This is a genomic window from Agrobacterium tumefaciens (genome assembly GCF_013337285.1).
GTDB classification, from domain to species: domain Bacteria; phylum Pseudomonadota; class Alphaproteobacteria; order Rhizobiales; family Rhizobiaceae; genus Agrobacterium; species Agrobacterium burrii.
Window position 1 is genome coordinate 497,739 of record NZ_SUPW01000002.1, and the last position, 20,275, is coordinate 518,013.

Annotated in this window: 18 protein-coding genes and 1 other RNA gene; 11 read left to right on the top strand and 8 right to left on the bottom strand. The window is 58.9% G+C overall.

What is annotated here, in order from left to right; translation table 11 throughout:
• The first annotated feature begins 41 nt into the window (after positions 1-41).
• From ettA to metF, 3 genes are all read left to right on the top strand, one after another.
• Complete coding sequence (gene ettA, locus FCH38_RS08215; protein ID WP_149900157.1) at positions 42-1,691, top strand: energy-dependent translational throttle protein EttA; 1,650 nt, start codon at positions 42-44, stop codon at positions 1,689-1,691.
• Positions 1,692-1,850: 159 nt separating this feature from the next.
• On the top strand, positions 1,851-2,864 hold the full coding sequence (locus FCH38_RS08220) for a metalloregulator ArsR/SmtB family transcription factor (protein WP_174373451.1): 1,014 nt from the start codon (positions 1,851-1,853) through the stop codon (positions 2,862-2,864).
• Position 2,865: 1 nt separating this feature from the next.
• Complete coding sequence (gene metF, locus FCH38_RS08225) at positions 2,866-3,759, top strand: methylenetetrahydrofolate reductase [NAD(P)H] (RefSeq protein ID WP_174373452.1); 894 nt, start codon at positions 2,866-2,868, stop codon at positions 3,757-3,759.
• 464 nt (positions 3,760-4,223) lie between these two features.
• On the opposite strand, the gene FCH38_RS08230 is transcribed toward metF, so the two are convergent.
• The 7 genes from FCH38_RS08230 to FCH38_RS08260 form a co-directional block, all read right to left on the bottom strand.
• Positions 4,224-5,450 carry a lytic murein transglycosylase gene (locus FCH38_RS08230; protein ID WP_174373453.1) on the bottom strand — a complete coding sequence of 409 codons (1,227 nt, stop codon included), beginning with the start codon at positions 5,448-5,450 and terminating at the stop codon, positions 4,224-4,226.
• Positions 5,451-5,573: 123 nt separating this feature from the next.
• Complete coding sequence (locus FCH38_RS08235) at positions 5,574-6,353, bottom strand: glycoside hydrolase family 25 protein (protein ID WP_149900160.1); 780 nt, start codon at positions 6,351-6,353, stop codon at positions 5,574-5,576.
• A gap of 263 nt (positions 6,354-6,616) precedes the next feature.
• A complete protein-coding gene (locus FCH38_RS08240; protein WP_174373454.1) occupies positions 6,617-7,333 on the bottom strand; it encodes a class I SAM-dependent methyltransferase in 717 nt (238 codons plus the stop codon).
• Positions 7,330-8,580: a DUF3419 family protein gene (locus FCH38_RS08245; RefSeq protein WP_174373455.1), complete on the bottom strand. Its 1,251-nt coding sequence runs from the start codon at positions 8,578-8,580 to the stop codon at positions 7,330-7,332. The genes FCH38_RS08240 and FCH38_RS08245 overlap by 4 nt, the downstream gene beginning before the upstream one ends.
• 340 nt (positions 8,581-8,920) lie before the next feature.
• On the bottom strand, positions 8,921-10,000 hold the full coding sequence (locus FCH38_RS08250) for a transglycosylase SLT domain-containing protein (protein WP_174373456.1): 1,080 nt from the start codon (positions 9,998-10,000) through the stop codon (positions 8,921-8,923).
• Positions 10,001-10,125: 125 nt separating this feature from the next.
• Positions 10,126-10,761 carry a LysE family translocator gene (locus tag FCH38_RS08255; RefSeq protein ID WP_174373457.1) on the bottom strand — a complete coding sequence of 212 codons (636 nt, stop codon included), beginning with the start codon at positions 10,759-10,761 and terminating at the stop codon, positions 10,126-10,128.
• 51 nt (positions 10,762-10,812) lie between these two features.
• Positions 10,813-12,024, bottom strand: a complete 1,212-nt coding sequence (locus FCH38_RS08260; RefSeq protein ID WP_174373458.1) for a pyrophosphate--fructose-6-phosphate 1-phosphotransferase — start codon at positions 12,022-12,024, stop codon at positions 10,813-10,815.
• Between the two features lie 331 nt (positions 12,025-12,355).
• Here FCH38_RS08260 and FCH38_RS08265 point away from each other — a divergent pair, with 331 nt between their 5' ends.
• From FCH38_RS08265 to rnpB, 6 genes are all read left to right on the top strand, one after another.
• A complete protein-coding gene (locus tag FCH38_RS08265) occupies positions 12,356-13,096 on the top strand; it encodes a J domain-containing protein (RefSeq protein ID WP_035220735.1) in 741 nt (246 codons plus the stop codon).
• Entirely contained in the window at positions 13,093-13,872 is a 780-nt protein-coding gene (locus tag FCH38_RS08270; protein WP_174373459.1) for an N-acetylmuramoyl-L-alanine amidase, read from the top strand. The genes FCH38_RS08265 and FCH38_RS08270 overlap by 4 nt, the downstream gene beginning before the upstream one ends.
• Before the next feature lie 247 nt (positions 13,873-14,119).
• The gene (locus FCH38_RS08275) at positions 14,120-14,659 is read left to right on the top strand and encodes a lytic transglycosylase domain-containing protein (protein WP_149900166.1); all 540 of its coding nucleotides are present in this window, start codon (positions 14,120-14,122) and stop codon (positions 14,657-14,659) included.
• 149 nt (positions 14,660-14,808) lie between these two features.
• Positions 14,809-15,996, top strand: coding sequence for an FAD-dependent oxidoreductase (locus FCH38_RS08280; RefSeq protein ID WP_174373460.1), 1,188 nt, complete (start codon positions 14,809-14,811; stop codon positions 15,994-15,996).
• A gap of 59 nt (positions 15,997-16,055) precedes the next feature.
• Positions 16,056-17,246: an NAD(P)/FAD-dependent oxidoreductase gene (locus FCH38_RS08285; protein ID WP_174373461.1), complete on the top strand. Its 1,191-nt coding sequence runs from the start codon at positions 16,056-16,058 to the stop codon at positions 17,244-17,246.
• A gap of 56 nt (positions 17,247-17,302) precedes the next feature.
• An RNA gene (rnpB, locus tag FCH38_RS08290) (RNase P RNA component class A) lies at positions 17,303-17,702 on the top strand.
• Between the two features lie 160 nt (positions 17,703-17,862).
• Here rnpB and FCH38_RS08295 read toward each other — a convergent pair.
• Entirely contained in the window at positions 17,863-18,294 is a 432-nt protein-coding gene (locus FCH38_RS08295) for a winged helix-turn-helix transcriptional regulator (RefSeq protein WP_174373462.1), read from the bottom strand.
• 88 nt (positions 18,295-18,382) lie between these two features.
• Here FCH38_RS08295 and FCH38_RS08300 point away from each other — a divergent pair, with 88 nt between their 5' ends.
• Positions 18,383-19,198 (top strand): oxidoreductase, encoded by an 816-nt coding sequence (locus FCH38_RS08300; RefSeq protein ID WP_174373463.1) that lies wholly within the window; start codon positions 18,383-18,385, stop codon positions 19,196-19,198.
• 48 nt (positions 19,199-19,246) lie between these two features.
• Positions 19,247-20,248 (top strand): NADP-dependent oxidoreductase, encoded by a 1,002-nt coding sequence (locus FCH38_RS08305; RefSeq protein ID WP_174373464.1) that lies wholly within the window; start codon positions 19,247-19,249, stop codon positions 20,246-20,248.
• Positions 20,249-20,275 lie beyond the last annotated feature (27 nt).

Here is a 20,275-nt window from a genome sequence, read left to right on the forward strand (position 1 = left end):
GATACGTACTCTTAAAAATCCGATGTGGAGCATTCGCTACAATGGCACGTCAATTCATCTATCACATGGCTGGGCTGAACAAGTCCTATGGCGCGAAGAAGGTTCTGGAGAACGTCCATCTCTCCTTCTACCCCGATGCCAAGATCGGTATCCTCGGCCCGAACGGCGCCGGTAAGTCGACCGTTTTGAAAATCATGGCCGGCCTCGACAAGGAATATACCGGTGAGGCCTGGCTCGCCGAAGGTGCGACGCTCGGTTATCTCGAGCAGGAGCCGAAGCTCGACGAAAACAAGACCGTGATGGAAAACGTCATGGAAGGTGTGGCGAGCAAGACGGCGATCGTCGACCGCTACAACGAGCTGATGATGAATTATTCCGACGAGACGGCGGATGAGGGCGCAAAGCTCCAGGACATGATCGATAGCCAGAACCTGTGGGATCTGGAAAATCAGGTCGAAATGGCCATGGACGCCCTGCGTTGCCCGCCCGGCGATTCTGCCGTAACCGGCCTTTCGGGTGGTGAGCGCCGCCGCGTGGCGCTTTGCAAGCTGCTGCTGTCGCAGCCCGACCTGCTGCTGCTCGACGAACCGACCAACCATCTGGACGCCGAAACCATCGCCTGGCTCGAAAAACACTTGCGCGACTATCCCGGCGCCGTGATGATGATCACCCACGATCGCTACTTCCTGGACAACGTCACCGGCTGGATTCTCGAACTCGACCGTGGCCGCGGCATTCCCTACGAAGGCAACTATTCGGCCTATCTGCAGGCGAAAGCCAAGCGCATGCAGCAGGAATCCCGCGAAGACGCCTCGCGCCAAAAGGCCATCAGCCGCGAACAGGAGTGGATCGCTTCCAGCCCGAAGGCGCGCCAGACGAAGTCCAAGGCGCGTATCCGTGCTTATGACGAGCTGGTGGAAGCCGCTGAGAACCGCCGTCCCGGCGACGCGCAGATCGTCATTCCGGTCGCCGAACGTCTGGGACGCGTCGTTATCGAGGCGGAAAACCTGACCAAGTCCTACGGCGACCGTGTGTTGATCGAAAACCTCACCTTCAAGCTGCCTCCGGGCGGCATTGTCGGCGTCATCGGTCCGAACGGTGCGGGTAAGACTACCCTGTTCCGGATGATCACCGGCCAGGAACAGCCTGATAGTGGTTCCGTGACTGTGGGTGAAACGGTGCAGCTCGGTTATGTCGACCAGAGCCGCGATACGCTGGCGGGTGACAAGACCGTGTGGGAGGAAATCTCCGGCGGCAACGACATCATCAAGCTCGGCAAGTTCGAAGTGAACTCGCGCGCCTATTGCGGCGCCTTCAACTTCAAGGGCGGCGACCAGCAGCAGAAGGTCGGCAATCTCTCGGGTGGTCAGCGTAACCGCGTGCACCTTGCCAAGATGCTGAAGGCCGGCGGCAACGTGCTGCTGCTCGACGAACCGACCAACGACCTTGACACCGAAACGCTGGCAGCACTTGAAGAAGCGCTGGAAGCATTTGCCGGTTGCGCCGTTATCATCAGCCACGATCGCATGTTCCTCGACCGTCTGGCCACGCACATCCTCGCTTTCGAAGGTGACAGCCATGTGGAATGGTTCGAAGGCAACTTCGAGGACTACGAAAAGGACAAGGTCCGCCGCCTCGGCCCAGAAAGCATCAAGCCCGGCCGTGTGAGCTACAAGCGCCTGACACGCTGATCTCTTCCGCCTCTTTACAAAAAGGCCCGCCGTAAAGCGGGCCTTTTCGCGTGTAATAAGTGGACTTGATCAAGGCGTAAGACAGTTTGTGCTTGCATCCAGCGCCACATCGACATAAAGATATCTTTATATGTTGATTAGCTTGCGAGGCGCGGCAGAGTGGCGTTCGGTTTAGACAAATTGGTGGATCTTTTGAAGGCGGCGGGTGAACCGACGCGCTTCCGATTGCTGGCGCTTCTTGGGGCTGGCGATCTGACGGTCACCGATCTTACCGAAATTCTCGGCCAGTCGCAGCCGCGTATTTCCCGTCACCTCAAGCTTTTGACGGAAGAGGGGCTGATCGAGCGTTATCAGGAAGGCGCCTGGGCCTATTTCCGCCTGCGGCAGGATGGTGAGCCTGCCATTGTCGTCAGGCAGCTGCTTGGCGCAGCATCGCCCGCTGACGCTGTTCTGCAGCGTGATAGTGAACGTCTTACAACCGTCAAGCGGGTCAGAGCGGAGCGGGCGCAGGATTATTTCAGCCGCAATGCGTCCGCCTGGGATGAGCTGCGCCGTCTGCATGTGAGCGACGAGGCCGTTGAAGGCGCGCTGTTGAAGCTGGTGGGCACCACGCCGGTCGATTCGCTGCTTGATCTCGGCACTGGCACCGGCCGCATTCTCCAGCTTCTGAGCGGCATCTATCGCCGGGCGATCGGTGTCGATGCCAGCCGCGACATGCTGTCGGTGGCGCGCGCCAATCTCGACAAGGCGGGCGTGATCAATGCATCCGTTCGCCATGGCGATATTCTCAACCTGCCGCTGGAAGGCCAGGATTTTGATCTGATCGTCATCCATCAGGTTTTGCATTTTCTCGACCAGCCGGAAATCGCACTTTCCGAGGCCGCGCGTATGCTGCGTCCTGGCGGGCGGCTGATCGTCATCGATCTTGCGCCGCATTCCTTCGAATATCTGCGCGATGACCATGCCCATATCCGGCTCGGCTTTTCGCATCCGCTGATGGAAGAATGGCTGAAAAAGGCCGGGCTCGCGCCCGACCGCGCCGTTGACCTTCATTCTGAAAAAGCGTCCCACGAAGCTTTGGACGTGACGATATGGGTTGCCCGCGACCAGCGGCTGCTGATGGCAGACGATGTGGTGCAAGAGGCGGTTTTACTTGACTCCCGGAGGGCATGATATGTTGAGGTCGGAAACCATGCGCCACAATGGCGATATCCGGTTATCTTTCGAGTTTTTCCCGCCCAAGAATGCCGAGATGGAAACCCATCTCTGGGAAACGGTTGCCGAGCTGAAAAAATGGAACCCGGATTTCGTGTCGGTCACCTATGGCGCTGGTGGGTCCACCAAGGCGCCGACGCTGGATGCGGTGCGCCGGATGATCGGTGACAGCCATCTGCCGACTGCCGCGCATCTGACCTGTGTGGATGCCAGCCGTGAGGATGTGCATCAGGTCGTCGAAGAGTTCCGCAATGCCGGCGTTCGCCATTTCGTAGCGCTGCGCGGCGATCCCTCCACGGGCATCGGCACGGACTACAAGCCACACCCGGAAGGTTACGAGAACGCCGCCGCTCTGGTGAAGGGCCTGCGCGAGATCGGTGACTTCGAGATTTCCGTGTCGGCCTATCCGGAAAAACATCCCGAAAGCGCCAGCGAGGCTGTTGATATCGACATGCTGAAGCGCAAGGCGGATAATGGTGCGACGCGTGCGCTGACGCAGTTCTTCTTCGATAATGACGTGTTCGAGCGTTACATGGAGCGGGTGACGGCGGCGGGCATCACCATTCCGGTGGTGCCGGGCATCATGCCGATCCAGAACCTTCATCAGCTCAAGCGTTTCGCCGGCCGTTGCGGCACCAGCGTTCCCGGTTTTCTGGATGAGCGTTTCGAAGGTTATGACGACGATCTCGAAGGGCGCGCCCGCGTCGCTGCCGAGGTTGCCGCCGAGCAGATCGCCGATCTGCAGCGGCGCGGCGTGAACGAATTCCATCTCTATACGATGAACCGCGCGCCGCTGGTGGATGCCGTGCTAGAAAATCTCGGGCTGGAGCGTCTGCGCCGCAGCGCCGCCTGAAGTAAAAAAGTTTATTTTCGACATGAAAAAAGCGCAGGTCCCTCGGGGCCTGCGCTTTTTAAATTCGTGTCATCTACGGTTCTTATCTGCGTTTGGTCTTCACGTCTCGTTAGATGAACAGCATCATCGCTACGAACAAAAACGCCAAACCGACTGCCAAGGCATTGAGAGATTTTGTAAGTCCCATGGGTGCCTCCTGTTGTTGACAGGTTCGATAATATGACCGTTTTGTGGCAGTTGAAAAGCGGTTTCTGTGATGCAGTGCAGCACGTTTGGCAGCCGCATAAAAAAGCCTTTTCTGTAATATATTGAAAATAAATGATTATTTTCTCATCACGCACTGCTTCATTTATTTAAAAAAAGTAAATGACCGGGGTATTATCCCCAGTCATCCGGTCGAGATTAACGATTTCGCCTTGATTCCGACGGACAGATTAAAGGCCCGACAGCGTCGTTAAGATTGCTTAAAGCGCCTGCAGAAGAGCTGTCGACGGCCAGCCATCCGCGGGCATGCCGAGGCGCTGCTGTTCCTTCTGAATGGCGACGCGGGTGCCGGAACCGAGGATGCCATCGACCTTGCCGACATTGTGTCCACGCGCTTCAAGTTTGGTCTGAAGTTCCTTCATCGTCGCGTCATCGAAGCCCGGCTCGGGGTTGCCCTTGGTGTAAACGGGTGCGCCCATCAGGCGGTTGGCGAAATAGGCGGCCGAGGTCGTGTAGATGAACGACTGGTTCCATTCCAGATAGATGTTGAAATTCGGATAGGTGATGAAGGTCGGTCCCTTGCGGCCCTGCGGCATGATGAGCGCTGCGGGCAGGGAAGCGAAGTTTTTGTTGCCGTCACGCGGGGTCACACCAAGCGCGAACCATTCGCCGGCGGTGAGGGGACCGCCGAGGCCGGATTTTTCCCATGGCAGGTTTTCCGGCAGGGAGACTTCCTGAATCCACGGCTCGCCCTTCTTGAAGCCGAGATGCTGAATGAATTTCGCAGCCGTCAGGATGGCATCCGGGGCGCTGTCCTTGACGTTGATGTGGCCGTTGCCGTCACCATCGACGCCGAAAGCGATGATGTCCTTGGGCAGCATCTGCACCTGGCCGATTTCACCGGCCCATGCGCCGGTGTTGGCGGCGGGGTCGAGATCGCCATGCTGGACCATTTCAATGAGCGCCAGCAGTTGCGGACGGAAAAGTTCCGGACGGCGGCAATCATGCGAGAGGGTCACCAGCGCGTTGCGGGTGTTGAAATCACCCTGAACGGCGCCGAAGTCGGTTTCCATGGCCCAGAAGGCGGCGATGACGCCGGCCGGTACGCCATATTCACTTTCGGCGCGGGCGAAGGTGGAGGAGAGCTCCTGCAGCTTCCTGCGGCCGATATCGAGACGGGCCTGGCTGACGGTGCGCTGGGAGAATTCGAGGAAGGTCTGGCGGAAGACGCCCTGTGCACGGTCACGCGACAGCACCTTCGGGTCGATCTGCGCGCCGGCAAGCGCCTTCTGGATCGCGTCGGCCGGAATGCCCTTGGCCAGCGCATCGGCCTTCACGCCTTCGAGAAATGCGCCGAGATCACCGCCGCAGGCGACCTGCTTGGGATCGTCAGGCGAGGCGACGGGCGGCGTGGCAAGGGCGGAGCCAGTGGAAAGAAGCGACAAAGCGGCGGCAAAAATGATGCTGCGCGACCGGAAGGTAGACATGGGAATTTCCTCAATGGGTTGTAGGCCCGCTTTACCCATATGTTTGCGACAAAAAAACGGGTCTCGCAGCCAGACGACAGGTGAGAACGCGGTTTTTTCGAATGTGTTGCTTCTTGGCCGTGTTTATTTGGCGGAAGCGACCCATTTACGCCAGTTTTTCTCGCTGCCGGCAAAAACATTGATGTCGGTCGGGCCGTTGACGCCGGGCACGACCCCGGTTGCCGTATATTGCCAGAAGGCCCATTGGCGTTCTTCGTAGATCTTGGCCGGATGGGCGGCGACGGAGCGCACCCAGAAATGGTAATTCTTGAACTGGCCGACGAGATTGTCGCGGTGGAAATCAACCGAGGTGTAGATGATCGGGCGCTTGCCGTAATGGGCTTCAAGGCGATCCATGAAACGCTGCATTTCGGCGCGAACGATGCCCGGCGCGGGCCTTGTCTTGCAGGTGGGCGAGGAAGGGTTCCACTCCACATCGAGAACCGGGGGCAGGGTGACGGCTTCCTTCGGCACGTTGCGAATGAACCAGTCGGCCTGAGCATCGGCTGTCGAGCAGAAATAGTAGAAATGGTAGGGCGCGTGCAGAATGTCTGCGGCTGCCGCACTGCGCCAATGGTCGCCGAATTTCGGATCGATGCGGTCTGATCCTTCGGTCGCTTTGATGAAGACGAAGGAGACGCCGGATTTGCGCACGGTTTGCCAGTCGACGTCGCCGTTCCATTTGGACACGTCGATGCCGTGCACCTCATGGCGATGCGGATTGTTCATGCCGAAATCCTGCGGATCGGTATCGGCGAATTTCGGCTTGGAAACGGATGCGGTTTCAAGCAGGTCGTAACTCGTGGAGGTGCAGCCGCCGATCAATAGCAAAGCCGACAATAGTGCCGATAAACGCAGCCGCATTTGAACCCTGATGAAAGTGTTGTTGCCCATCCCGCAGCCGCAACATGGCGCGGCGCATCTCCCAATTTAGCCATAACATGGTAAACAAACTGATATGGCAAGGGGCAACGGCCTTTTTCGGCCTTGCAAGGCACTGAATATGAAGCGATTTGCCATCCGGTCCGCAAGAAAACGCCGGAGTTCTCTCTGGTGCGCAGCGGTTGGAATAGTATCGGGCGGTGCCGCGCCTGCCTCCGAATCGACAAGGCGCAATCCGTCGAGAATCAGGCGTCCGCCAACATCCGGCTGATTTTCGGCTGCACTTCGGCGACCGGAAGCGTGATGATGGCTCGCCAGGCGTAACCGCGGGCAATCTCTTCGAATTCAAGATTACCGTCAAAGCGGCCAGCCATATTGGCCAGAACATAACGAAGATTGGCGCGGGGCGTGACGTGGAAACGGGTGAGCCAGGCCTGCAGAAGGGTGCGGAACCACTTCGGCAATTGCTCTTGCTGGCCGAAATCGACGATATGCAGCGAGCCGCCGGGTTTCAGCGCCGTGAGTGCCTGCTCGATCGCCTTTTCCCAATCGGGTATCATCGATAGCGCATAGGGGATCATGACGCGGTCGAAACCGTCAGGCTGGCCGAATTCAGCGGCGCGGAAGGCAGTGGCATCGGCCACGCGCAGGATGGGGCGCTCCGCCTTGCCGGCAAAATTTTCCGATGCGGTCAGCAGCATTTCGGAAGAAATATCGAGGCCGAACAGTTTTGCCTGCGGAAACTTGCGGCTGGCCAAAAGCAGGTTGCGGCCGGTGCCACAGCCAACTTCCAGCAGCGTGCCGCCATTCGGTACGTCGAGGCCGGAAATGGTCCGGTCGCGGCCCAGAAGATAATATTTGCGGGTAATATCGTAGATATGCCGCTGGTGGCGATACATGCGGTCCATCATGCCCGCATGCGCGCTGTCTGCAAGGCCCACATTCTCGCCGATGGTTTTCATGCCATAGCCCTCTGATAGATATGGAAGCCGCCATAGATTGCCGAACGGTCCATGGCGTTCAGCTCTTGCGAACGCTCCTCGAGATAGACCCACTGGTTGCGGATGTCGGTGGAGAGCCGGCCTTCGATAACGCTTTTTTCTGCGGCGGTGCGGAAGATGACGCGCGCGCCGGGAGCAGCAGTGCGGCTGATCTGGGACCACAATTCGTTGAGCTGCCCGTCCGTCATCCAGTCCTGCGCGTCGAGGAGGATATAGCGATCAACGCCGCTTGCCGGCTTTTTGGAAAGAAGCTCGGTATAGGTGGCGTGGTGCACCGCGACGCGGGCCGTATTGTTGCGGATCGTCTCGTAATATTCCGGCTTCAGATAGGCGGGCAGGGCGCCTTCATGCGGCTCGGGATAACGGCGTGCAAAGGCCTGCCAAGCGAAATAATTGTCGCTGAGCGGGAAATTGCAGGCGAGCTTTTCCAGCCGCTCCCTAAGCACGGAGGCAACCGTGCCGTCGTCGGAAAGGCTGGCCAGCTCGTCATATTGGCGGGGCGGAATGCCGAGGCCGAAAAGCGAGCTTTTGCGCTTCGTCAGCCAGCGCACCACGGGCTTGTCGAACAGCGGCGCGACCTTGCTGTCGAAAAACTGGCGCTGTTCATCCATCGTGCGGCTATTGGCCATTTCCGTCAGCTTGACGCCGTGCAGGCGGGCCATGAGGTGACCGGCGCCGATGAAACGGCCGAGCAGGCCGGTGCGGTAGATGTTCCTGTCGAACACAGAGATGCGGCGGCGGCCGGACAGGGTGCGCTTCGACCAGTAGGCCTTGGTCGTGTCGTCGAGGTGATCGGCGATGAAACGGTCGTAACCATTGCTGTTGCTGCGCGTATTGGCGCGGCCGAAGTGACGCACCACGTCCTGATGGGCGGGCAGGTGGCGGAAGGCGGCGAGCTTCAGCTTGTTGAGGGCGATGTGATGCGGGTTCAGATCCACGACATCGATGCTGGCCGGGTTGCGGGAGAGATAGGCCAGCATGTTGCAGCCGCCCGAACCGATGGTGACGATGCGATGGCCTTCGCCCAGTTCCATCGCCTCCATGTCGATTTCCGGGTCTTCCCAGATTTGCGGATAAACGAGACCGGAGAAAAGAACTCCGAAGAACCGTTCGGACAGGCCGCTTTTCGAGAGTGCCTTGTGCTGGAGCAATGCGGACTTCAGTTTCGTGTTCTTGCTGAAGCCGGTCTTGGGTGCCGCACTCGTCATATGTTCACCTCTCAGTCGATTGAGAGGCGTCTACAGCCGTGACGCTACAGTTTGATGACAGGGGCTGTGGGTGAAAGCAACGAATCAGAAAGACGGTGGGAAACCAGCCCGTGCCCGCCCTGAACCGCACACCAAAGAACAGCGGCGTCGCTAGATGGGAATGCGAGCCACGCACTCACGCAGACGTCATCTTCGGGCTTGTCCCGAGGATCTGCAACGGATCGATTTTTTCGATGCGCTTAGATCCTTGGGACAAGCCCAAGGATGACGAAACAACGTACCTGGCATGTTTACCAGAGAAGCTGCAAGCTGCGTGGCTTCTCCACCATAGTCAAAGCTATTACTTCCGCAGAACGTGCAGCATGCCCTTGCGCTTGGCGTCGTAATAATAACCGCGGGCATAAAGACGGACCGCGTTGTCGCGGTTGTTATCGGCCACCAGCCACGCGCCGCTCAGATATTTGACGGCGTATTTGAGGTTGGTTTCGGCATCGAACAGGCCAGAGGCAGGGCCATCGAAGCCCATGGAGCGGGCCGTGGCGTGCCTGATCTGCATCAGGCCGAAATTGCCGCTGTTATAGGCGCCGGGATTGTACATGCTCTCACGCTGCACAACGCGGTGAACCAGATCTTCCGGCACATTATACATGACGGCATATTTGGAAATCAGCCCGCTCAGCTTTTCGCGCCCTGCGGGCGCTGCTTTGAGCGGCACCGTCATCGCTTCGTTCTGCCGGATGGCGGCAAGGGCGGCGTTGGTGGGGCCGGAGGCGTAAGCGAGAACCGTGCTGTCCGGCTTCGGCAGCGGAATGACTTTCCGCTCGGCCGTCAGTTCCGTGCCGATGGAAGGCGAGCCGGGTGGCGGCGGTGCGGGCGGGAAGCTGCCCTTCACGGCAACGACCTGTGGCAGATCGGCGGCGGCGTTGTGAGCGGCCGGTTTTGCCGCAGCACTGGCGGTTTCGATCGCGGCCGCAGCCGGAGTGGCGTTTGTCGGTGCGAGAGCTGCTGCCGCGGTCGGCGCGGATGTTGTCACACCTGCCTGCGCCACTTCGACCGGCTGTTGCATCTGCGCGGAGATTGCCGCGGCGGCGGCGATTTCAGAAGCCGGCGGCAGGGCCACGCGTCCGCCCTTGACGGCGACTGCGGTGGGAAGTGCTGCAGGCTGGGGAGCGGTTGCCGCATCAGCGGTCTGGGTCGCCGGTGCGGCGGCTGTTGCGCCGGGTACCGTTTCGGCTGCTGCCGTCTGCGTCGATGCCTGGGCGGGTGCCGTAGCGGGGTTGACTGTCGCGATTTTCGGGCCGTTCGGACCTTCCTTCGCGGTATATTCGACGCTGGTGCAGCCGCTCAATGCCAATGCCAGACCCACGGTGGAAGACAGAAGAAGTGCACTTCTTCCGCGGAATTTGCCCGAATTTCGCATGTTGCCGCCTTCGTTATGCCTGTCTCTCGATACCCCCGCGTCAAGCGAAGCAGGCAGTGTCCCGTCGAGCCTTCATTAACCTATTGTAAGGATAGCGGCAAGCCGCGACGTGGCATCCCGGTTTTTCAGGCCGCGATGCGCCTGTATCCGGCGCTGACGGCGCGGCCGGAAATGAAGTGGGTGCGGTACTTCGGCCGGATTTTTTTCTCGCCGGACATGCGGCGCACCAGCGTCAGTGTGGCGCCGGCAAACAGCGCCTGTGCGGTCAGAACGGCGAGCGCCACGAGCAGGATCGCGGCCTGCGCCATGGCGAGTGTTTCCACGGCGTTGCCGGAGGTGGAAATGAATTGCGGCAACAGCGCCAGAAAGAATGTGAAGTAGCGCGGGCGCAACGCGGCAATGGCGTAACAATCGCGGAAAATGCCGCTCCATGATTTGCCTGGCAGATTGTCGTTATCGGCATTGGCCGCCTGGGCGGCGGGTGTCGCAAAAGTCCACAACAGAAACAGCATCAGCCAGCCGATGCCGGCCCATTGCACTATGCCCAGAAAGGATTGCGGCAGATAAGCCAGACCGGCCACCGGAATGGCCGAGATCGTCATGGCTGTGACGATGCCGAGCGCGCCGCCGCTGACGGAGGCGAAGATGGTCTTCTTGCCGCGGATGGCGGCATAGGAAGCGACAGAGAACACAAGGGGAGAAGGAAGTGCGAACACAACGGCACATGCTGCACAAAAAATCAGCCAGGCCTGTCCAGACATTCTTTTCCTCCTTGCCCTCCCTGTCACCGCATTAATTAGCCTATCGTAAAATTAGGCCGCTGTGAACGGTTGACCGACGTGTTCCATCACTTCGGTAAACCATTTTGCAGAAAGGTCGAAATGCTTTCCGCCCTTGATACGCGGAAACTCGATCGTCCGCAATTTGCCGTTCTGATCTTCATCATGGCCGGTGACGCCGGAGACCTTGTTGAGCGCGCTTTCGACGGCGAGATCGACCATGCCCTGGATGAGGCGCAGATCGGCGCCATTTGCCGGCGCGGACCGGGCGAAATAGCCTGACTTCTGTACCATGGAGCGTTCCGCGCTGATAAGGCCGGCAAATTGCTTCTGGAACCAGCCGCCGACATTGATGGTGTCGATCTTCACATGGCCGAAGGCGTCGCGCTTGACGGCTTCGCCGGACGATTCCCGTTCGGCAACGATCGAATCAAGGCCGGCTCCTTCGGAGACAAACAGCGTGACGTAGCCGTGTTTGTCCATGATCGCCTTCAAACGCTCGGCTTCCGCCTCGATGTCGAAGGCCATTTCCGGCAGGTAGATGCCGTCGATGTTCTTCATCTGCGTGTTCATCATCAGGCCTTCGACATATTCATTGCCGCTGGTCTTCTGGATATAGGCGCGCGCGGTTGCCGCTGTCAGCCAGCCGCAATGGCGGCCCATGACTTCGTGGATCACGAAGGTCTTCGGCGCAGCGCTCTGTTCGTTGCTGACATTGTCGAAGAAGGCGGCACCAACTTCGGCGGCGGTCCATGCGCCGAGAGACTGCTTGATCGGCACCACGTCATTATCCACCGTCTTCGGCAGGCCGACGACGGTGAGGTCGTAACCATTGGCGCCGAGATAGGCGGCGAGGTCGGCGGCCGTGGTATTGGTATCGTCGCCGCCGATGGTGTGGAGAATGGTGATGCCGTCAGCGGCCAGCCGTTCTGCGGCGACGCGCAGCGGGTTTTCACCCTCCTTGACCAGCCCACGCTTGGCGCAATCGGCGGCGTTGGTGAGCTTGACGCGGCTGTTGCCGATGGGCGAACCGCCATAACGATGTAACAGATGCGCCTTTTCGCGCATGTCCTTGTTGATCTCGATGCGATCGCCCAGAAGCACGCCCTGATAACCGGAGCGATAGGCCACGATGTCGATTTCAGGCGCAACGTCGCTGTAGCGCTCGATCAGGCCGCCAACGGCCGAAGAGAGACAGGGGGCAAGGCCACCCGCGGTCAGCATTGCGACTTTCTGTTTGGCCATCATGGCTCTCCTTTTTGCATATACTCAAATACATGTCTGGCAAATGGATGCGACAGCCGCGTGTAGGTGTAAAGTGAATTTATCAAGAAAAACGCCGATTTCTCGCGGGTTTTCAGCGGCTTGAGGAAACTGGCCGAATATAATCGTTTCAATCCGCATCAAGGCTGCCAGCTGCCGGTGTCCACTCGTTGCGCCTGTGGAAAACCCGGGTCATGCTGTTTGCCCCGCTCTTGTTCCTGAAGCAAAACTGTCGCAAAGATGAATAAAAGTTAATGCCGCAGCACTGCCGGACATATTGCATTCACGGTAATATCCCGTCATGCTTGGCGTCATGATGTTCGATTTTGCCTGTCTGCAAATTTCATCCCTGTGGGAGCGGCTGCTCGGCGCAATCGGCGACGCTGCAGGTGGTGCGCTTGGACGCGTGGTTGAAGCCATCCGTACCCTGTTCGAAGGTGATCCGGAGACGCGGCGCAAGGTTTCCTTTTCCGTAGCGATTATCGCACTCTCCGCCAAGATGGCGAAGGCTGATGGCGTCGTCAACGATGCCGAGGTGCGCGCCTTCCGGCAGATCTTCGATTTTCCCGAAGAAGAAGCGCGAAACGTTGCCCGTCTTTATAATCTCGCGCGTCAGGACGTCGCCGGGTACGAGGCTTATGCCGAGCGGCTGGCCGGTCTTTGCGGTTCCGGCCACGACAATTGCGAGATGCTGGAAAGCGTCATCGACGGCCTGTTCCATATCGCCAAGGCCGATGGGCTGATCCATGAGCGGGAGCTGGCCTTCCTCGGCCGGATCGCGGAAATCTTTCATATCACCGAAGACCACTTCGAAACGATCATGGCGCGGCATGTCCATATGGACGGGCGTGATCCTTATCGCGTGCTCGGCGTTTCGCCCTCGGACGACTTTCTGGATATTCGCAAGCGTTACCGTTCGCTGGTTGCCGAACACCATCCCGACAAGCTGATTGCACGGGGCGTGCCGATGGAATTGCATGCTGCCGCCAATGAGCGTATGGCGGCTCTCAACGCCGCCTATGCGGCCATCGAGAAAGAACGCCGCGTCGCATGAATGAATGTCTGCCGGATTTTACCCCGGATTTTCCGGGCGCAGCCGTTGCGCCGTCGCCTAACCATGGCGAGAGACTTGATGTTGTCGGCCCTGATATCATTCTCCTGCATTATACCGGCATGACGACAGCGGACGGCGCGCTGTCGTGGCTCTGCAATCCCGAATCACAAGTCTCCAGCCACTACTTCGTCTTCGAGGACGGCCGCGTCATCCAGATGGTGCCGGAAACCCGTCGCGCCTGGCATGCGGGCAAAAGCACCTGGGCGGGGGATCAAGACATTAATTCCCGCTCCATCGGCATCGAAATCGCCAATCAGGGCCACCCCGGCGGTTTGCCGGAATTCCCGAAAAAACAGGTCGACGCCGTCATCGAATTGTGTCGCGATTGCGGCCAGCGCTGGAATATCGCGCCTGAGCGGGTGCTGGCGCATTCCGATGTAGCGCCAATCCGTAAGGTCGATCCGGGTGAGAAATTCCCGTGGGACATCCTGTCGCAGCATGGCGTTGGCCATTGGGTAGAGCCTGCGCCGATCCGCGGCGGGCGTTTTTTCCAGCGCGGCGATCATGGTCAGCCCGTCGAGGCGTTGCAATCGATGCTGTCCATTTATGGATATGGCGTTGAAATAACAGGTTCTTATTGCGAAAAGACCGAAGGCGCCGTGGCTGCCTTCCAGCGGCATTTCCGCCCGGCGCTTGTGGATGGCATTGCGGATTTTTCCACCATCGACACGTTGCATCGGCTGATCACCAGCCTGCCGAAATTTTCGGCCGCCTGAACGCGAATTCTGGAAAATAGTTCCTTGTTTTCCGGGCTTTCAAGTCGCTTTTTTTGATGTGCCACAGTTAATCCGCATTGAGGAAGTTTAAGAACAGCACTGTATGCGGTGCCGTTCTTCAGGGGAACCAGCCGTCAATATCAATCAAGGAGACTGGACTGCGGAAGGTCACGATCGACTTTCCGGGTGCTCACTATTTGTGTCATTTCATTGGTTCAGTCATCCGATCTGGAGACTTTTTCTACATATGAACAGGGTTGTTGTTGCTGTTGCAGCGGGTGTTGTTATGCTCGCTTCACAGGCGGGGATTGCTTTTGCCAAAGACGAGGACGTCAAGACCAAAACCGTGACGCTGGAGACCTTCTTCCGCAAGCCCGGTTATCCCATTCCGGAAAAGAGTCTGCCTTCGTCGCTCAAGAATGGTTATTCCGATCTGATCGTCAAATATGCCAAGCGTTATGGCGTTCCGACCAATCTGGCGCATGCCGTGGTGTCAGTGGAAAGCAAGTTCAACCCCAAGGCGCGCGGCAGTGCCGGCGAGGTCGGGCTGATGCAGATCAAGCCGGCAACGGCGCGCATGATGGGCTTTCGCGGCACGACAAAGGCGCTCTATGATCCCGAGACCAATATTCGCTGGGGCATGCAATATCTGGCGACCGCCCATCAGCTTGGCGGCGGTGAGGTCTGCAGCACCATCCTGCGTTATAATGCCGGCCATGGCGCCACACGGATGAATCCGGTGTCCAAACGTTATTGCGGCAAGGTGCAGGCGCTGCTGGCCAGCTGAGGTCCGAGTATCTTTCAGGAAGCATTTCCTGGAAAAGCGGAACGGGTTTTCCGCCCGGAAATCCGACAACGCCCCAGGCTTTTGCGAAAAGCGATTCCGGTTCGCGCAGGCATGCTGTAGTCAGGAATAAATCTGATACGGAGCATGTCATGCCGGATTTCAAATATATCGTGGTCGGGGCCGGGATGATGGGTGCGGCCGCGGCGCGGCACCTTTCGGCGCAAACGGATGGCGTGGCGCTGATCGGGCCGGACGAGCCTGCCGATCGCAAGAGCCACAAAGGCGTATTTTCAAGCCACTACGACGAAGCGCGTATTACCCGTGGGTTTGACGGCGATCCGGTCTGGGCGGAACTCGCGCAGCGTTCCATCCAGCGTTATGCGGAGATCGAGGCCAAAAGCGGCATCCGGTTTTTCACTGAAGCGGGCTGCCTGTTTACCGGAAATGGCAAGGGGCTTGCCGGAGACTATGTGTCGCGGGCGCTTTCGTCGGCTGAACGTCTCGGTCTCGGCGTGGAAACGCTCGGTGGCGACCGGCTTGCCGACCGATTTTCGATGTTTTCCCTCCCGGCCGATCACAGCGGTTATTTCGAGGCCCGCAATGCCGGCCACGTCAATCCGCGCGCCTTGGTGAAGGCGCAATGCGCAATTGCCGAGGCACAGGGCACGCGGCTGGTGCGCGAGACGGCGGCGCATATTCGCGATACATCCCAAGGCGTCGAGGTGGTAACGCGGGAAGGTGTTGTTCACACCGCCGAAAAGGTCATCGTGGCAGCGGGTGGTTTCACCAACATGGCCGAGCTGCTGCCATCGCCGGTCGATATGGCGGCGACGGGCCGCACCATCGTATTTTTCGAGCTGGATGAGGCAAGGCAGGCCATGTTCGGCTCCATGCCGTCAACCATCGTGCTGGCGGAGACAGAGGACGACATCGTCTACATCCTGCCGCCGGTGCGGTATCCCGATGGCAGGATGTATCTGAAAATTGGTGGTGAAAGCGAGAAAGGCAGGCTCGAGACGCTGACCGAGGCGGTGGAGTGGTTCCACTCGGACGGCACGCCCGGCGAGGTCGAATTCCTGACGAAGAAGGCATTGTCGTTGATGCCGGAACTTGCTGGCTGCCCCGTGACCTCCGGCTCCTGCGTCGCCTCCATTACCCGTAGCGGTTATCCCTATATCGGCTATACGCAATCCTCCAATATTGCGGTTCTGACCGGCGGTAATTTCGTCTCCGCCAAGTCGTCGGATGAAATCGGGCGGCTGGGCGCTGTGCTGCTTGCGAACGGCCAACTGACCGAGGATGAATTCGCCGCCGAAATGTCGCCGGTTTTCGTCTGACATCCTTCTGCGAAGCGGCTACAAGGTTGCGATTGAACAGGGTGGATGAAGAGGGCGGCATGTCGGGGCATTTCAACTATATCGTCGTTGGTCGTGGCATGATGGGTGCCGCCGCCGCCCGCCATCTGGCGGAAACGGTGGAGGGCGTCGCGCTGATCGGCCCCGGCGAACCTGCCGATATCAAATCGCACCAGGGCGTTTTCGCCAGCCATTATGATGAAGCGCGCATTACCCGCACCATCGATGGTGACGCCGACTGGGCGCTGCTCGCCAACCGCTCGATTGCGCGTTATGCCGATATTGCGGCTAGAAGCGGCGTGGAATTTTACGCACCGGTAGGTTGCCTGATGGTGGGGCCGGAGCGGGGCGGCGACAATCCGTTTGTCGACGATGTTCGCAAGGCAGCGGCGCGGCTCGGCGTTTCGACGGAATTGCTGGATGGCGAAAGCCTGAAAAGCCGCTTTCCCTATTTCTCCTTCGAACCGGGCTGCGAAGGCGTGTTTGAAAAGGACAATGCCGGATACGTCAATCCACGCGCCCTGGTGAAGGCGCAGGCTATTCTGGCGGCAAAGGCGGGTGTTGCGCTGATCGATGATATCGTCGTCTCGACGCGGGAAGAGGATGGCCGCGCATCGGTTCAGACGGCTTCGGGGGCGGTTTATTCCGCAGACCGGGTGCTGGTGGCGGCCGGCGGTTTCTCGATCACGAAGGATCTGCTGCCGCAGCCGGTCGCGCTTGATGTCTATGCGCGGACTGTCGCTTTCTTCGAGATTGATGAAACCGATCTTGGGCAATATGCAGCCATGCCGTCGCTGATCTACGAGCCGCGCGACACGACGAAACATATCTATCTGCTGCCGCCGGTGCGGTATCCCGATGGCAAATTCTATCTGAAAATCGGCGGTGATCCCGACGACAAGCCTGTTGGTAGCGACCCGGAAATCCGGGAATGGTTCCGTTCCGGTGGGCGTGAAAGCGTGCGTGATCATCTGTCAGCCATCGTCGGAGCGCTGGTGCCTGCCGTCGATCTCTCGCGTGTCTCGATGGCCGCCTGCGTCGTTTCCAAAACACGGAGCGGTTATCCCGCCATCGGCTTTACGGCTTCGCCGCATATCGCGGTTCTGACAGGTGGCAACGGGACGGCGGCCAAGAGTTCCGACGAGATCGGGCGGCTGGGTGCCGCATTGCTGCGGGACGGTGAAATTGCCGACGAGGCTTTCACAACGGATTTTAAACCGGCATTTCTTTGATCTTTTGTTGCGCTTTTCGGTGGCTTTCGTTCCAGAACATGGTTATGCAGCGCATGCCAGTTGGCCGGGCAGCCGCGCTTTACCAATGTCGAAAGACGGTAAGGTGAGGAAAGTCCGGGCTCCACGGAAATACGGTGCCGGATAACGTCCGGCGGGGGCGACCCCAGGGAAAGTGCCACAGAGAGCAAACCGCCATGCCTGCATGGTAAGGGTGAAAGGGTGGGGTAAGAGCCCACCGCGCCGCTGGTGACAGTGGTGGCAAGGTAAACCCCACCGGGAGCAAGACCGAATAGGGATGACACGGGATGGGCGAAAGTCCGTCTACAGCCGGTTTCCGGGTCGTCATCCGGGTGGGTTGCGAGAGGCGGCATGCAAATGTCGTCCCAGATGAATGGCTGCCACGTTCCGGGTCAAACCGGGGCCATACAGAACCCGGCTTACAGGCCAACTGGCGAATTTCCCCCGGCCTTGTGTGCGGTGCCTCTATTCTTCCGGAGCATTTCCGGTGCGAGCGAGAGCGGTTAATGCTCTCGTGATTTGCCTTTGCGAAATGGCTCGCTCAGAACCGCTTGGATGTTGCGCCGGCGTCGGCGCTCTTTCGTCTGCGATGGGTGGATCATTCGGGCATCGCGACCCGAATAGGGCGGGTTCCGACCGGAGCGCCGGTCGCGCGGTCGATGGTGACGGGGTCGATCTCGGTTCCGGTTTCGGCATCGAAAAACCGGGTCACCTCGCCCCCGCCGCGATGTTTACGTCCCCAGGCGCCGATAGCAAACAGCACCGGCAAAAAGTCGCGGCCAGCTTCCGTCAGTACATATTCGTCCCGTGGCGGGCGGTCGGAATAGCGGCGTTTCATCAATAATCCCTCCTCCGTCAATGATGAAAGCCGCCCGGTCAGCATCGTCGGAGCGATACCGAGGCTCTTGCGAAAATCGTCGAAACGGGTGAGCCCCGCATGGGCGTCGCGCATGATCAGCATGCTCCATGCGTCTCCCACAAGCGCCAGACTGCGGGCGACCAGACAGGGTTGCTCAGAAAGTTTTTTCATGTCGATATCTTTTTAGTAGTGACTTGATACTGATTTGATAGTAACTGAATGTTCATCAATGTTCCACGATAAAATGAAGGCGGAAGAGATGAGCAAGACAGAACGCGGCATTGCCCTGGTCACGGGCGCGTCCTCCGGCATCGGGCTGGTGACGGCGCAGGCGCTGCGGCGCGATGGTTACCGTGTCTTCGGCACGAGCCGAAAACCGATGCCCGATACTGCTGACGGGATCACGATGCTGATCTGCGATGTTGTCGACGATGCATCCGTGCAGCGTGCCGTGGATGAGGTTATCGGCCGGGCAGGGCGGATTGATCTTCTCGTTAATAATGCCGGAATCGGGCTGCTTGGCGGCGCTGAGGAATCGACGGTTGAACAGGCGAAGGTCGTATTCGACGTCAACGTATTCGGCACCATGAGAATGACCAATGCGGTCCTGCCCTTCATGAGGCGGCAGGGTCGAGGCCGGATTGTCAACCTCAGCTCCATACTCGGGCTGATCCCCGCCCCCTATAATGCACTTTACGCGTCAACCAAGCACGCCATCGAAGGTTATTCAGAATCTCTTGATCATGAGGTGCGAACGCACGGTATCCGCATCGTACTTGTCGAGCCGGGGGTAACCCGCACGTCTTTTGAAGAGAACATTACGCGGCCGGACCGGCCGCTTGCCGTCTACGATACGGTTCGCGCGGATGCGGAGAAATTGATGCGCGAGATCATCGAAAAGGGCGATGCGCCCGAGGTGGTCGCGAACGTTATCGTACAGGCCGCCAATGCGGCGTCACCCAAACGGCGCTATACTGCCGGAAAAGCTGCGGGACAGGCCCGCTTTATCCGCCGCTTCCTGCCTGAGTCGTTCGTCGACAAGAGCTTCCGGAAATTCAGCAGACTTCCCGATTGAGCTTATCGCCCGTGCTGTCGGCTGACCACAGAAACGAAAGTTAGTTTGATGAAATCATTCCTGATTGATCGCTATGCAAAAGGCGGCGCTCTCCGGCTCGGCGATAGCCCCGAACCTGAGTTGCGCGCAAACGACGTTCTGGTCGAAATCCGAGCCGCCAGCGTGAACCTTCTGGACAACAAGATCAGGGACGGAGAGTTCAAGCTTATCTTGCCATACCGCCTTCCACTGGTGCTGGGCAACGATGTGGCGGGAGTTGTGGTCCGCGTCGGCGCGAATGTCCGCAAATTCAAGCCCGATGACGAGGTCTATGCCCGCCCGAACCAGAATCGCATCGGAACATTTGCAGAGTACATTGCCATTGATGAGGCCGATGTAGCGATCAAGCCGAACAATCTGACCATGGAGGAGGCGGCGTCCATGCCACTCGTCGCCCTGACGGCATGGCAGGTGCTTGTCGAGCGGGCCAATGTGCAAAAGGGACAGAAGGTTCTGATCCATGCCGGCTCGGGTGGCGTAGGCACTATCGCGATCCAGCTTGCCAGGCATCTCGGGGCATATGTAGCCACAACCACGAGTACAGCCAATGTGGCGCTTGTGAAAAGTCTCGGGGCAGACGTCGTGGTCGACTACAAGAAGGAAGACTTCGAGAACGTGTTGCAGGGCTACGACCTCGTGCTGAACAGCCTCGGGAAGGACACGCTGGAAAAATCCCTTGCGGTGCTCAAGCCGGGCGGGAAGCTGATTTCAATTTCCGGTCCGCCCGATCTGGATTTCGCGCGGCAGAATGGCCTTGGCTGGCTGCTTCGGCAGGTTATGCGTCTGCTAAGCTCCGGTATCAGGAGAAAATCGAAACGCCGGGGGATCGGCTATTCTTTTCTCTTCATGAGAGCGAATGGCGGGCAGCTTGAAAAGATTACCTCTCTGATCGAGGCGGGGAGCATACGTCCGGTAGTGGATCGGGTCTTCCCGTTCGAGAAGACCAATGAGGCATTGGATTATGTCCAGACGGGTCGTGCGAAAGGGAAGGTCGTCATCGCAGTGAAGTGATGACTGTAGTCTGGGCTGGTTTCTGGC